The sequence below is a fragment of the Cupriavidus sp. R6-3 genome (assembly GCF_059772245.1).
This window is the reverse complement of sequence record NZ_JCBAJO010000011.1, coordinates 38,542-52,562: the sequence shown is the minus strand read 5'-3', so window position 1 is coordinate 52,562 and position 14,021 is coordinate 38,542. Positions and strand designations below refer to the sequence as shown.

13 protein-coding genes are annotated in these 14,021 nt (G+C 65.3%); 5 read left to right on the top strand and 8 right to left on the bottom strand.

Annotation, left to right across the window (positions count from 1 at the left end; genetic code table 11):
• The 5 genes from AC6EI8_RS04230 to AC6EI8_RS04210 form a co-directional block, all read right to left on the bottom strand.
• Positions 1-500 (bottom strand): amidase family protein (locus tag AC6EI8_RS04230; protein ID WP_498381351.1); only part of this gene is annotated, 500 nt, incomplete at its 3' end.
• Positions 500-1,936: a dihydropyrimidinase gene (gene hydA / locus AC6EI8_RS04225; RefSeq protein ID WP_498381350.1), complete on the bottom strand. Its 1,437-nt coding sequence runs from the start codon at positions 1,934-1,936 to the stop codon at positions 500-502. The genes AC6EI8_RS04230 and hydA, both read right to left, overlap by 1 nt.
• Positions 1,937-1,985: 49 nt before the next feature.
• On the bottom strand, positions 1,986-3,326 hold the full coding sequence (locus AC6EI8_RS04220; protein ID WP_149318527.1) for an MFS transporter: 1,341 nt from the start codon (positions 3,324-3,326) through the stop codon (positions 1,986-1,988).
• A 339-nt stretch (positions 3,327-3,665) separates the two neighbouring features.
• The gene (locus tag AC6EI8_RS04215) at positions 3,666-4,334 is read right to left on the bottom strand and encodes an aspartate/glutamate racemase family protein (protein WP_149318526.1); all 669 of its coding nucleotides are present in this window, start codon (positions 4,332-4,334) and stop codon (positions 3,666-3,668) included.
• A gap of 2 nt (positions 4,335-4,336) precedes the next feature.
• Positions 4,337-5,200, bottom strand: coding sequence for a GntR family transcriptional regulator (locus tag AC6EI8_RS04210; protein ID WP_498381349.1), 864 nt, complete (start codon positions 5,198-5,200; stop codon positions 4,337-4,339).
• 54 nt (positions 5,201-5,254) lie between these two features.
• Here AC6EI8_RS04210 and AC6EI8_RS04205 point away from each other — a divergent pair, with 54 nt between their 5' ends.
• The 3 genes from AC6EI8_RS04205 (at position 5,255) to AC6EI8_RS04195 (ending at position 8,678) form a co-directional block, all read left to right on the top strand.
• Positions 5,255-6,631, top strand: coding sequence for an amidohydrolase family protein (locus AC6EI8_RS04205; RefSeq protein WP_498381348.1), 1,377 nt, complete (start codon positions 5,255-5,257; stop codon positions 6,629-6,631).
• Between the two features lie 101 nt (positions 6,632-6,732).
• Entirely contained in the window at positions 6,733-7,731 is a 999-nt protein-coding gene (locus AC6EI8_RS04200) for a tripartite tricarboxylate transporter substrate binding protein (RefSeq protein ID WP_149318524.1), read from the top strand.
• Positions 7,732-7,733: 2 nt separating this feature from the next.
• A complete protein-coding gene (locus AC6EI8_RS04195) occupies positions 7,734-8,678 on the top strand; it encodes a polysaccharide deacetylase family protein (RefSeq protein WP_265635228.1) in 945 nt (314 codons plus the stop codon).
• A gap of 24 nt (positions 8,679-8,702) precedes the next feature.
• Here the strand turns inward: AC6EI8_RS04195 and AC6EI8_RS04190 are convergent, their stop codons facing one another.
• On the bottom strand, positions 8,703-9,626 hold the full coding sequence (locus AC6EI8_RS04190; protein ID WP_498381347.1) for a LysR family transcriptional regulator: 924 nt from the start codon (positions 9,624-9,626) through the stop codon (positions 8,703-8,705).
• A gap of 132 nt (positions 9,627-9,758) precedes the next feature.
• On the opposite strand from AC6EI8_RS04190, the gene AC6EI8_RS04185 reads away from it, so the two are divergent.
• Positions 9,759-10,547: an alpha/beta fold hydrolase gene (locus AC6EI8_RS04185; RefSeq protein WP_498381346.1), complete on the top strand. Its 789-nt coding sequence runs from the start codon at positions 9,759-9,761 to the stop codon at positions 10,545-10,547.
• Between the two features lie 237 nt (positions 10,548-10,784).
• Entirely contained in the window at positions 10,785-11,864 is a 1,080-nt protein-coding gene (locus tag AC6EI8_RS04180) for a type I restriction endonuclease (RefSeq protein WP_498381345.1), read from the top strand.
• A gap of 153 nt (positions 11,865-12,017) precedes the next feature.
• Here the strand turns inward: AC6EI8_RS04180 and AC6EI8_RS04175 are convergent, their stop codons facing one another.
• Positions 12,018-12,656 (bottom strand): RloB family protein, encoded by a 639-nt coding sequence (locus AC6EI8_RS04175; protein ID WP_498381344.1) that lies wholly within the window; start codon positions 12,654-12,656, stop codon positions 12,018-12,020.
• 41 nt (positions 12,657-12,697) lie between these two features.
• On the bottom strand, positions 12,698-13,966 hold the full coding sequence (locus AC6EI8_RS04170) for an AAA family ATPase (RefSeq protein WP_226106843.1): 1,269 nt from the start codon (positions 13,964-13,966) through the stop codon (positions 12,698-12,700).
• Positions 13,967-14,021 lie beyond the last annotated feature (55 nt).

Genomic DNA, 14,021 nt, shown 5'->3' with positions numbered 1-14,021 from the left:
CCGGCCGTCAGCGCGGTGTCCTGCGGATGGCGCGTCAGCCCGTAGACCTTGTTGGTGGTCAGGCCCTTGCAGGCGAATTCCGAGGTATTGCCCATGCCCAGCACGATGGCGCCGGCCGCGCGCAGCCGCTCGACCGCGATGGCGTCCTCGGGCGCGACGAAGTGGCGGTACAGCAGCGAGCCCTGGGTCACGCGGCGGCCGCGCACCCACACCACGTCCTTGACAATCACGGGCACGCCGGCGAGCGGCGGCCGTTCGCCGGCGGCCAGGCGTCCGCGCAGTTGCGCGACGTCGGCCTCGACCAGATCGCGGCGCTCCTCGAAGACGGCATTGAGTTCACCGTTGCGCGCGTCGATGCGTGCCTGGAACGCCGACACCACCGCGCCGGGATCGAGCTCGCCGGCGTTGACCTGGGCCGCGATGCCAGAGGCGTTCGGGTACGGCGGCGCGGCATCGCGGTCATGGCCGCTGTCCTGCCGACTGCGATTCGGATGGGGCATCAAAGGCTTCCTCCCGAAGTCCGGTAACGCGGCTTTGCCATCTCCGGCAGCGCGCACGGCAGGAATTCGCCGTGTCCCGCCGTCGCCTGCATCCTGCCCTCGTGCGCGACGACCTTGCCGCGCACCAGCGTCGTGACCGGCCAGCCCTTGACGCGCGTGCCTTCGTACGGCGTGTAGTCGACCGCGTGATGCAGGTCGGCGTTGCGGATGACCACCTCGCGCTGCGGGTCCCAGATCGCCAGATCGGCGTCCGCGCCGATCGCGATGGTGCCCTTGCGCGGATGCAGTCCGTAGAGCTTGGCGGGGTTGGTCGACGTCAACGCGACAAACTGGTTCAGCGAAATGCGCCCGCCGCCGACGCCCTCGGAGAACAGCAGCGGCAGCCGCGTCTCCAGCCCGGGGATGCCATTCGGAATATAGCGGAACGGCACCTCCTGCCCGCCCGGCTGCTTGCCTTGCGGATCGTCGTAGCGGAACGGCGCATGGTCCGACGAGAAGATCGTGAACAGGCCATCGGCCACGCCGTCCCAGATCACCTCCTGGTTGGCGCGGTCGCGCGGCGGCGGGCTGCAGACGCATTTCGCGCCATGGTAGCCGGGCTGGTCGAGGTCCGATGCCGTCAGGAACAGGTACTGCGGGCACGTCTCGGCGAAGATCTTCATGCCGCGGGCGCGGCTCCAGCGGATCTGCTCGACCGCTTCGCGCCCCGACACATGGACGATCAGGATCGGCACATCGACCAGTTCCGAGAAGGTGATGGCGCGGTGCGTCGCCTCGCGCTCGATCGCCATCGGCCGCGCGATGGCATGAAAGCGCGGCGCGGTCTTCTGCTCGGCCTCCAGCCGGTCGGTCAGCCAGGCGATGCAGTCGGAGTTCTCCGCGTGGATCATTACCAGCGCGCCTTCCTGGCGCGCCACCGTCAGCACGTCGAGGATTTCGCGGTCGTTAAGCTTCAGGTCGTCGTAGGTCATGTAGACCTTGAACGACGTGTAGCCCTTGCGGATCAGGGAGGGCAGCTCGTCGCGCAGTACCGTCTCGGTCGGATCGGAGACGATCAGGTGGAAGGCGTAGTCCACCACGGCGCGCCCTTCGGCCCGTCGATGGTAGTCGGCCACGGCGGCACGCAGCGACTGGCCCTTTTCCTGTGCCGCAAACGGAATCACGGTGGTGGTGCCGCCGCACGCGGCCGAGATGGTGCCCGACTCGAAGTCGTCCGCCATCTTCAGGCCGTCGGGCATCGGCTGGTCGAGGTGGCAATGCGCATCGACACCGCCCGGCAGCACCAGCTTGCCGCTCGCATCGATCTCCTCGTGGGCGCTGCCGAGGTCGTGGCCGAGCTGCACAATGCGGCCGCCGGCGATCGCGATGTCGCATTGCACGGTGTCGCTGGCGGTCACCACCGTGCCATTGCGGATCAGAAGGTCGAACTGTTTCACGGGTATCTCATTACGGTTGTTGTTCTGGCGCGGCACACGCGGCGCTCGTTCAGCGTGCGGCCTCGTTGCCGAGGTCGGACAGGCGGGCCCGTGCGGTCTCGCGTGCCACGCCCGCGGCGACGGCGATCAGCACGCATACCACGGCCAGGTAGATGGCGACCGGCGTGCTGCTGCCGAAGCGGTCCAGCAGGCCGACGGCGATCAGCGGGGCCAGCGCGCCGCCGAACACGCCGGCGAACTGGAAGCCCAGCGAGGCGCCGGTGACCCGCACCTTCGTGGCGAACAGCTCGGGCAGGAACGACGCGAGCGGCGAGAACATGAAGGACACCAGCACCATGCCGATGAACGAGGCCAGCATGATCAGCGCCGGGCTCAGCGTATGCACCAGCGCGAAGAAGCCGAATGCCCACAGCGCGCCGCCGATGCCGCCGATCATCAGCACGGGGCGGCGGCCGATGCGGTCGGCCAGCAGGCCCGCGACGGGGATGAACAGAATCTGCGCGACGGCGCCAAGCAGCACGGCATTGAGCGCGATGCTCTTGGGCAGGCCCAGCTTGGTCGGCACGTAGTACAGCAGGAACAGCGTGAAGACGTAGAAGGCGATATCGCCGCCCAGGCGCGCGCCGAATGCGATCAGCAGCTGCTTCTTGTAGTGACGCAGCACTTCGGCGATCGGCGCGCGCGCTTCGGCGTGCTGCGCTTCGGCCTTCTCGAACACCGCGGACTCGCGCACATTGGCGCGGATGTACATGCCGACGCCGACCAGCAACGCGCTCAGCAGGAAGGGCACACGCCATCCCCAGCTCAGGAACGCCTCTTCCGACACCATCCACGTCACCAGCGCGAAGACGCCGTTGGCCAGCAGCAGCCCGATCGGCGCGGCCAGCTGCACCAGACTGCCGAGCAGCCCTCGGCGCCTGCCTTCGGGATCGAGCTCGTTGACCATGATGGCCGCGCCGCCCCACTCGCCGCCCAGCGCGAGGCCCTGGATCACCCGCAGCAGCACCAGCAGCAGCGGCGCCAGCATGCCGACGCTACCGTAGGTCGGCAGCAGCCCGATGCCGAAGGTCGCCAGGCCCATCATCAGCAGCGTGACGATCAGCACGGACTTGCGGCCGAACTTGTCGCCGAAGTGGCCGAAGATCGCCGCGCCAAGCGGCCGCGCGACAAACGCGACGCCGTAGCTGGCGAAGGACAGCAGCGTCGCGGTCAGCGGATCGCTCTGCGGGAAGAACAGCTTCGGAAAGACCAGCGCGGCGGCCGATCCGTAGATGAAGTGGTCGTAGAACTCCAGCGTGGTCCCCGCCACGCTGGCGCCCGCGACCCGCGCGACCGACTGGGGACGGTCCTGCGCGGCACGCGCGGTTGCGTCGACACTGACTGCTTGCATGATGCGTTCTCCTCCGGAGGGGGCCGCCTGTCGGCGGTTGGCATGTTGGCGTAGTGGGTGGGACTGCCGCTTCCGTGCCGTCGGCACGGCCCTCGCATGGCGTCTCACTGTCCCGTACAGTAGTCCAATAACCGCCATACAATCAAGACCAAAATTGTTTGACGAAAGTGGTGCATGTGCATGCCGGCTATTGGTGCGGCGCACGGTTTCGGGGCACGGCCGCGGACGTGCAGGCCAAGCGGGGAAAGGGTTTGCGGGGTGGGGTGGGAGATGGCCGCAGCGCAGCGCGGCCGCGTGAGGCCCGCCGTCGACGGACGAGGGGCTAGGGAAAACGAGGGGTCAGCCGGCCGAAGAAAGAGAGGCCTGGCGCAGCCGCGCCAGCGCCAATACCTGCAAGGCGGCACAAGCGATGCCGTCGTAGAGCGGCACGTCGGTATCGCGCAGGTTCACGTAGCCGCACAGCGCGGCGGCGACGGTGACCACCACGCGTGCGCCATGGGCGCGATGCAAGGTGCGCACGGCATCGCGCAGCTTGTCGGCCACGCTAGTGTCGGTCGCCCCGCCGTAGGCCCCCGGCGCTTCGATGCCGATGATGCCGGCCAGGCGGCTGCCCAACCCGTACTGCCGCACGAGGTCGCGATACAGCGGCACCAGGTCGGGACCGACCGTAATCAATCCGACGGGCGCGCCGAGTTGGGAGCCGAGCAGCATGGCCGATTCGGTGACACCGGCGACGGGGATCGTCGCCTGCCGGCGGAGCTCGCCGAGCGCGGTGTCCATCGACACGCCGAGGATCGCCGCGTCGCACCGGTGCAGATGTCTGGCGCCTAGGGCGAGCAGGCCCGGCACCGCCAGCGCGTTGTCGGCCGCGGAACGGATGGCCGCCGGGCCGTCGGGATTGTGGTGCCCGTCGAGCGTGTGACCGGGGCCGATCGCCTCGCGCGCCACCGCGCACATGCGCGCCGTCATCTCGACGCTGGCATTGGGGTTGAGCAGAACGAAGCGCACGATCAGGCCAGCGGGGCGCCGAGCACGTCGGCCAGATCGATGTCGGCCGTCGGCGCCATATGCGCCAGCACGCGCGCCTGGACGTCGGCCAGATGGCTGCTCATCGTCGCAATCGCCGCGGCCACGTCGCCTTTGTCGAGCGCGGCGACGATGCGGCGGTGCTCGTCCGGCGCGCAATGGCTCTCGTCCCGCGCCTCGTAGAGCGCGACGAACAGTTGTGTGCGAGCGATCAATTGCTCGAGATAGCGCAGCAGCGAGTCGTTGCCCACCAGTTCGGCCAGTTTCAGGTGGAACTCGCCGGCCAGGCGCACCGACGTTTCGCGGTCCTGCGCCCGGCATGCCGCCTCTTCGGCCTCCACATGGGACTTGAGCCGTGCCAGGGCACCACGGCCACCGCGCTGGGTCAGGCGCATGGCCAGCGCGGCAACGAGCCCCGCCTCGACGATGGCGCGCGCGCCATAGATGTCCGCCACGTCTTCCGGCGACGGCTGCGGTACGAAGGCGCCGCGATTCTGCAGCAGTTCGAGCTTGCCTTCCTGCCCCAGTCGAGCCAGCACCTTTCGCACCGCGCCGCGCGTGGTGCCAAACAGTTCCGCGAGATTGCGCTCCCGCAACGGCATGCCGGGGCGCAGCTTGCCGGCCATCAATGCGCTGGCAATCGATTGATAGAGGCGTTGCTCGATGTCGGGCGAAGGGTCGGTACTCATCCGTGGGACGTGCGCGAGCGGCCGGCGTGGCGGACCGATGGCCGAATTATTCTTGCGTTCCGGGTTATCGTCAACCAGAATGGTTAACCAAACTGCAGCAAAATTGTTGTGCGGTAATGGTGCATGCGGTGCACCATCGGTGCGCCATGAATGCGCCATCAACAGGCGCCCGCACCAGAAGCGACCGTGATCCCTTCGAAACGAGACCCATCCATGACGACCGAATTCCTGCAGTCACCGCCCGTGTTCGACCTTGTATTCACCGGCGCCACATTGCTCGGTACCGCGGCCGGTGCCGACGTCGCGCAGCGCGGCATGACGCTTGCCGTTCGCGACGGCTCGATCGCCTATATCGGCAACGCGCTGCCCGAAGGCGCCCAGGTCCGGCGCGTCGTCGACGCGACCGGCAAGGTGCTGATCCCGGGGCTCGTCAACGTCCATACGCACGCGATCCTGTCGATGGTGCGCGGCGTGGCCGCCGACGCGGGCTTCGCGCCGTCCTATACGCCGGGAATTCCGAAGGGCACGCAGGTCAATCCGGAGCAGGCCCGCGCGCTGGCGCGGCTCGGCGCGCTCGAGGCGATGCTGTTCGGTTCCACGCTGATCGGCGACAACTTCGTGCACGCCGACGTGACCACCGAGGCCATGGCCGAACTCGGCGTGCGGCTCGCGCCGAGCTGGCGCATCCACGATGTCGATTTCGCGCAGGTCGCCGAAGGCCGCTGGCACTACGACGCGGCGATCGGATCCCGCACGCTGCAGGCGGCCCTGGACCTGGCGGCCCGCTGGCAGGGAAACGATCGCGTCCAGGTCCAGCTCGCCGCTCACGCCGTCGACACCTGTTCCGACGGCTTCCTGCGCGAGATCGCCGCGCTGGCACAGCAGCGCGACATGCGGGTGAACATGCACCTCGGCCAGAGCGTCGTGGAAGTCGAGCGGGTGAAGGCACGCACGGGACGCACTTCAACCGAAGTGTTGGACGAGACCGGACTGCTGACGCCGCGTCTGATGGGCGGCCATTGCATCTATGTGACGGCAGACGACATCGAGAGGCTCGCGCGGGCGGGCGCACATGTGGTCCACATCCCCAAGTGCAATGCGACCTCCGGCCGCCTTGCACCGACGCCCGACATCAAGCGCGCCGGCATCAATATCGCGCTGGCAACCGATACGCAGCATGCGGACATGATCGAGTTGATGCGCTGGGCCCTGGTCACGGCGCGCGTGCAGCGTGGCGGCGTCGATGACGATTGGCAGCCGCGCCATGTGTTCGAGATGGCGACCATGGGCGGCGCGCGTGCGCTCGGGCTGGCGGACCGCATCGGCACGCTGGAGGTCGGCAAGCGCGCGGACCTCGTGATGCTGGATTTCGCGCGGCCGCATCTGGTCCCGCTGGTCAATCCGCTCGGCAACCTGGTTCACAACGGCCAGGGCAGGGATGTCCGGATGGTCGTCGTCGATGGCGAGGTGCTGGTGAACGATGGCGTGCCGACGCGCGTGGATCTCGACGAGGTATGCCGTGAGGCCGAGCATGCCTGTCGCGCGCTGTGGCAGGGAGTCGGTCGCGAATACTGGAAACCGGCGGCATGACGCCGCTGCGCTGTCGCGTCGTGCCGTGATGCAGCCATCGATGGCACGGCGCTTGCAAACGAGCCGGGGCGTTCCTTCCTTCCATCGCAACAGGTGACCCTATGACGCTGCACGCTTTGTTGAGCCGATGCCTTCTTCCCTGCGCCGCCCTGCTGACAGTCGGCACGGCTTCCACCAACGCCGTGGCGGCGGCATCGGCCGCCAGCTTTCCGGACAAGCCGGTACGCATCGTGGTGCCATTCCCGCCCGGCGGTGCGGCCGATACCTTCGGCCGCGTCCTCGCGGACAAGCTCGGCGCGGCGTGGAAGCAGCCGGTGCTGGTCGAGAACAAGCCGGGTGCCGGCGGCCGGATTGCCACCGAGTACGTGGCCAAGGTACCTGCGGACGGACACACGCTGCTGCTGGTGACGGTGGGCCATGCGGTCAATCCCAGCCTCTATCCGAAGCTGCGCTATGACACCGAGCGCGATTTCACGCCGGTGGCAATGGTCGCCACGCTGCCCAGCGTGCTGGCCGTCAATCCGGCAGTGCAGGCGCGCTCCGTGACGGAGCTGGTCACACTCGCGCGGCGCGCCGGCGGCAAGATGACCTATGCCTCCTCGGGCAGCGGCTCGACCAGCCATATTGGCGGCGCGCAGTTTGCCAGCCTGGCCGACGTCGCTCTGACCCACGTGCCCTACAAGGGCGCTGCGCCGGCGCTGACGGATCTGGTCGGTGGCCAGGTGGACATGATGATCGACCCGGTCGTCTCGTCGGTCGGCTATATCAAGAGCGGAAAGCTGCGGGCCCTTGCCGTGACCACGCCGCGCCGCTCGCCCCTGCTGCCCGACGTGCCGACGATGGCAGAGGCCGGCCTGCCCGCCTACCAGTTCGCACCCTGGTTCATGATGATCGCGCCGTCGGGCGTACCACGCGAGATCGTGCAGAAGCTAAACCAGGACATCGCCGCGGTACTTGCGAGCGCCGACGTGCGCAGCCGCTTCGAGGCGCTGGGCGCCGAGCCGGCCACCGCGTCGCCTCCGGAGGCGGCGGCCTTCCTGCGCGGCGAGCTGGACCGTTACGCGAAGCTGGTGCGCAGCGGCAAGCTGCAGGCGGAATGACGATGGACCGCGATGCCTTGCCGCCGAACTCCGACGAACAAGCGCCAGCCGTGCAGCGCGACCTGCTCGGTTATGCGGGTCGTCCGCCCCACCCGCATTGGCCAGGCGAGGCCAGGGTGGCGGTATCGTTCGTGCTGAATCTCGAGGAAGGCGCCGAACTGTCAATCGCCGAAGGCGACGCGCGCAACGAATCGACGTACGAGGTGGTCGACCGGATCGAAGGCCGTCCCGATCCCTGCCTGCAGAGCCATTTCGACTACGGGACGCGTGCGGGATGGTGGCGCATCATGCAATGCCTGGCCGACGCCGGCGTAGCCATCACGGTCAGCGCCTGCGGACGAGCCGTGGAGCGCCTGCCCGAATTGGCGCGCGATGCCGTGGCCCGTGGCCATGAGGTCGCCGCCCATGGTTGGCGCTGGGAAAGCCATGTCGCCATGTCGGAGGAGCAGGAGCGCGAGGCCATCGACCGCACGGTCGCCGCAATCCGTTCGGCCACCGGCATACGGCCGGTGGGCTGGCATACCCGTTCCGCGTCGACCCCGAGAACGCGCAGGCTGCTGATGGAAGAGGGCGGGTTCGTCTACGACAGCGACTTCTATGGTGACGACCTGCCCGTGACGCTGTCTGGCCCGCGCGGGCCGCATGTGATGCTGCCCTATGCATTCGACACCAACGACATGCAGTTCCAGCACGGCAACCGCTTTGTGCGCGCCGCCGACTTCGCCGGCTATGTCACCGATGCGTTCGACTGGCTCTGGCGCGAGGGCGCACACGCCCCCAAGATGATGTCCGTCGGATTGCATCTGCGCATGTTGGGGCGGCCCGGCCGCATTGCGGCGCTGGAGGCGATGCTCGCGCATATGCGTTCGCGCGGCAGCGTCTGGATCGCGCGGCGCGACGCCATCGCGCGGCACTGGCTGGCGCATGCGGAGACGACGCGCGTGTAGCGGAGGGGCGAGGTCGTCGCGTACTCAGCGATTTCCGCCATGGCGAAGCGCCGCGCGAAATCGCGGCGCCGCCTTGCCCAGATGCTCCCACAGCCGGTTCGCGACGGGCCCATGCGGGCGGTCGCGCCGGCGGGCGGCGACCAGTTCCTCGACACGGCCCGGCAGATAGCGCCCGGCGATCGACAGCAGTCTTCCTTCCGCCAGTTCCTGCTCGATCAGAAAGCGGGGCAGATGTCCCCACGCCATTCCCTGCAGGATGATCTCCTTTTTCATCATCGGATCCGGCACCGTGCATTGCGGCGCGCCCGCCACGACGAAATGCTCCTGAGCTACGGGACGCCGTGCGCTGTCGCGGATCACGCATTGCGTCAGCGCCCGCAATTGCTCGGGACGGATTGCACGCGAGACCGGGAATGGCAGAAAACCCGGTGCCACCACGGGGATCAGCTCGATCTTGCATAGATCCAGCCATTCGATGCGCGTGTCGCTCTTGTCGACGCGATGCACGATCAGGTCCGCCTCGCCGTCGAACAGGCGCTCCCACGGCCCGGTCACCGCCTCGACATGCAGGTCCAGCCGCGTTGCGGGATTCGCCGCGAAGAACGGGCCCAGCAGGCATAGGGTTTGCGGCGGCGGGCACAGGTCGCCGATCACCACACGCAGTTCGCTTTCCTCGCCCATCGCCAATTGCTCGGCATGAAGCTGCAGCGCATGGAGCTCGCGCAGCAGCGATTGTGCATGCCGATAAAAGGCGCGCCCCGCTTCCGTCGGGCTGACCCGGTAGCCGCTGCGATCGAGCAGCGCCAGGCCGAGCTGGCGCTCCAGTCTGGCCACCGCCGCAAACACCGCGGGATGCGTCCGATGCAGAACGGTCGCGGCCGCCTGGAATCCTCCCTCGCGGACGACGGCGTCGAAGCACTGCAGGTCTTGCAACGTGAAGCGGGACATTGTTTGTCTTGCTGACAGAGAGGTTGCGAACTTTGTAATTTTCTCAGATTCGGTCCGCCGCTAGGATGGTTCCTGTGATGGCCCCGGCGCCGATTCGGCGAAGGGCCTTCCCTACCTTCCAGGAGAACCGAGATGCAAGCGCCTTCGACCTTCACCACCAGCGATGCCCAACGGATTGCCTACCGTTTCGAGGGCGAAGCCGGTCGCCCCGTGCTGATGCTGTCCAATTCGATCGCGACCGATATGTCGATGTGGGACGGCGTGATGCCGCAATTGCTGGAACGCTTTCGCGTGCTGCGCTACGACATGCGCGGCCACGGCGCCTCCGACGTGCCGGCCGGCGCCTATTCGCTGGACCGGCTCGGGCGCGACGCGCTCGAACTGATGGACGCGCTGGCGCTCGAACGCGTCCATTTCCTCGGCCTGTCGCTGGGCGGCATGGTCGCGCAATGGCTCGGTATCCACGCCCCCGAGCGAATCGACCACCTCGTGCTCGCGCACACCGCCGCCTACCTCGGCCCGGCCGCGGATTGGGAGCCCCGCATCCAGACGATCCTCGCCGCGACGCCGAACGAGACCGCCGAGGCGTTCCTGGGCAACAGGTTTCCCGCCGAAATGCGCGAGAAGAACGATCCGGCGCTCGCGCCGTTCCGCAAGGTCCTGCTCGAAACCAACCCACGCGGCATCGCCGGCGCGCTCGCCGCGGTGCGCGATATGGACCTGCGTCGGACCATTACGCTCATTTCACGGCCGACGCTGGTGATCGGCGGGAAGTTCGATACGGTGACACGCGCCGAGCACAGCGAAGAGATCGCAGCGGCGATTCCGAGTGCGAAGCTGGTGCTGCTACCGGCGGTGCATATGTCGAATGTGGAGATGCGCGAGGGGTTTTTGGCGGAGGTCGGCGGTTTCCTTCGCTGATTTGGCATCTGTGGCAATGAGACGCTATCCCCCATCGGTGGGGTCTTGAACGGTCTGCGAGCGCCGATACTATACGATCCGGCATTCCCATTTCGGCGAAATACGTGAAGCGGCGAGGTCAGGCAACTTACGCCTTATTGGCCGAACAGTCGATCATGGTTTGCTCATTTGTAGAGCATCGAAATCCTGCTGTACCAGCGGGCGGGTCCGCTATCAATTCAAAATAAGGAGAATAAGTTGGACTTTATCGACGAGGTTCGATCGCTCGCCGCCAGGGTCGCGGCTGCCAAGGATATGCTTCAAACCGAAGAAGCAACGAAGAACGCGATGGTGATGCCGTTCATCCACATGCTCGGCTATAACGTCTTCGATCCTCTGGAGGTCACACCCGAACTCGTCGCTGATGTCGGTACCAAGAAAGGCGAGAAGGTCGACTACGCAATTCTGAAGGACGGGAAGCCGATCATGCTTTTCGAGTGCAAGAAGTGTGGTGGCGACTTGCACATCAACCATGCCAGCCAGCTGTTCCGCTATTTCCACGTGACGGAGGCTCGGTTCGGCGTGCTGACGAACGGTTTGGTCTATCGGTTCTTCACGGATCTGGAGAAGCCAAACAAGATGGATGACAAGCCCTTCTTCGAGTTCAACATTCTGGATTTTCGGGACCAGGATGTGGAGGAGCTGAAGAAGTTCGCCAAGACGGCGTTTGATGTCGAAAATATTCTGACGACGGCTAATCATCTGAAGTACACCCGCGCTATCAAGAACACGTTGAACGAGTGGATGATCAATCCGCCAGAGGACTTCGTGCGGCTGGTATCGGCGGAGTTTCTCGCTGGCAAGCAGTTCAGGAACGCCGTGAAGGATCAGTTCACGATGATCACGAAACATGCCTTCCAGCAACTCGTCGGGGACAAGATCAACGAGCGTCTAAAAGGTGCCATGTCGCCGGAGCCTTCGCTTTCGCCGGAAGTCGCGATGAGCGAACCACAACAGGAAGTCCAAAGCGTACCGACGCCCTCTGCATTGGAGATGGAGGCGTATCAGATCGTCAAGGCGATCCTTCGGCCTGTCGTCAAGCCTGACATGGTGGCGATACGCGATGCCGCAAGCTACTGTGCGATCCTTTTCGATGACAACAACCGTAAGCCAATTTGCCGCTTGCGTTTCAACAACGAGAATCGACTCTACATCGGGTTGTTCGACGAGAACAAAGAGGAAGAACGCATCCCGCTGGGAAGCCTTGACGACATCTTTGATCTTGGAGATAGATTGAAGGCGACCGTTGCTTCTTATGTCCCGGTTGCGACAGCATAGGAGTACATAGGGGGAGGTCTCATTGTGTTGCCACTAGGCAAGCAATGTCCTCCCTCATGATCCGTGATGCGGACGCGCGACCTGTTGTCGGCGTTGACACATCCGTCATTCAAAGCAGAAAAGCGGGGTTCGGGCCCGTGCGCTGCTCGACCATCAAGACGCGGCTCTCAAGGTAGTCAGCCGTGTCACCAGTTCTCCCACCCCCGTGTACGGTTCCGGCGCCATCTCGGCAGTGAATCGCCGGCTCAGCTCCATGGCCCGTCTCGTCGCAGCGTCGAGATTCGGTCTGGTGATGGCAAAAGCGTCCCGCATGCCTTTCCTGTACTGGGGAACATGATTTTTCAGTCGCCGGAGCACCTCGTCGCGATGGACGGGCGCGTGGACCTGCGCGTAGTGGAGCAATAGCCGGAGCTCAAAATTCGGCACCGACGCGACGGCACGGAAGGCGACGTCTTGCTTGATATCGTTCTTCAGCCGACCATCCAGTGCCGCTGCGTATTGCAGGGCATCGAAGTAGCTGTCGTGATCATCGCGGTCAAAAACAGCGTAGACCTGTTCGAATGCACGGGCCTGGATGCGCTTGTGGCGATCGCCGTTTCGGAATAGCGATTCGGCGTATTGCACCACCTGGATCGGAGACGTTCCGATCTCGCAGTGCCGGACTTCCACATTGGTGGTGTGCAAACGATAGGCGGCCCGGATTTCGCAGAAGTAGTTTGGCTCGGTTTTCGCGCCTTCGGAAACGATCAGGATGCGGTCGTAGCTGGCGCGCTGGCCAATCTTGCGCGCCAACTGATCGCGTCGGCGGACCCGTGGGGATTTATCCCGGGCCATCAGTGACGTCGCCCGATATCACCGCGCACCAACGGGATGCCGCCATATCGGCCGATCAGGTATCCGCGCTCCAGCGCTTCATTCTTGCGAGGGCTGAATTCTGCGAGCGCAATCAGGTGCGAGGCTTGTTCGTTGTCTTTTTCGACGAGCCAGATCTGATCGCGTCGGAGAAGATCCGGCGCATCGAGCAGCGACGTATCGTGGGTCGTAAAGATCAACTGCGCGCCGCCGGTATTGACGTCGGGACGGTGAAACAGCCGGACCAACTCGCGAACCAGAAGGGTATGGAGGCTGGTATCCAGTTCATCGATCACCAATGTCTGACCCTTCTCGAGAATGTCCAGGACGGGGCCGGCGAGGAACAACAGGTTGCGTGTTCCGTTTGATTCGTCCATTAGATCGAATACGGCCGTGCCGTGATCGGTGGTATGCGAGAAGCGCAGCTGATGCTCTTCGATTTCCTCCGACCGCAGCTCGGACTTGCCGGCGGCAACATCGAAATGCACTGTCTGCCCAGGCACCTTGCGCGTCACGACTTCGATGTCGGCAATGCTGATGTCGGCGGACGTCAGGAAATCGCAAATCCGCTTGCGTCCTCCGGGCTGCTTGAGCATCTCGATCGAAACCTGCGGATTGAGCCGCGCCTGCTCGTTGAAGACGACCAAACTGCTCGCGAACCAGTCGAACAGCGGCCGCAGTGCTTCGCTGTTGAGCTGGGCGGCCATCGACAGAAACAGCGCATTGGACCGGGTGGCGTTTTCCCACAGCGTCTTCGCGCCCTTCAGCCCGGTACCGAACTCGTAGATGTCCTTGCCCGAGCTTGGGTCATAGTGCCGTTCGAACCAGCGCTGCGGCTTGAAGGCTTTATAGACCAGCAGATGCTCGCTGACGATGCGTTGCTGCGTCATGGCGAAGCCGTACTGATGCCGCACGCCGGATAGGATCACGGTCACCTCGAACTCTGTCGGTTTCGCCGCAGAAGCGGTGTCGAGGCGGAACGGCTGGACGGCGTATGTCTGCCCAGGCTGTACGACCGTGGCCGATTCCACGACCACGCCACGCATGTATTGCAGCGCCTTGATCAGATTCGACTTGCCGCTCGCGTTGGCGCCATAGACGGCGGCGCTGCTCAGCAGCCGGGGGGCGGCGTTCAGGCCGGTTTCGACGGTATTGGTGTCGGCGAGAGAGGCGTCCTTCGACGCCACGAGGCTGAGGACCTGCTCGTCCCGCAGGCTGCGGAAGTTCTTGACGCGGAACTCGAGGAGCATGAAATCAACCTGGTGGTGCGTAGAATAAATTTGAATCTTGCGCAGATAATGCGCA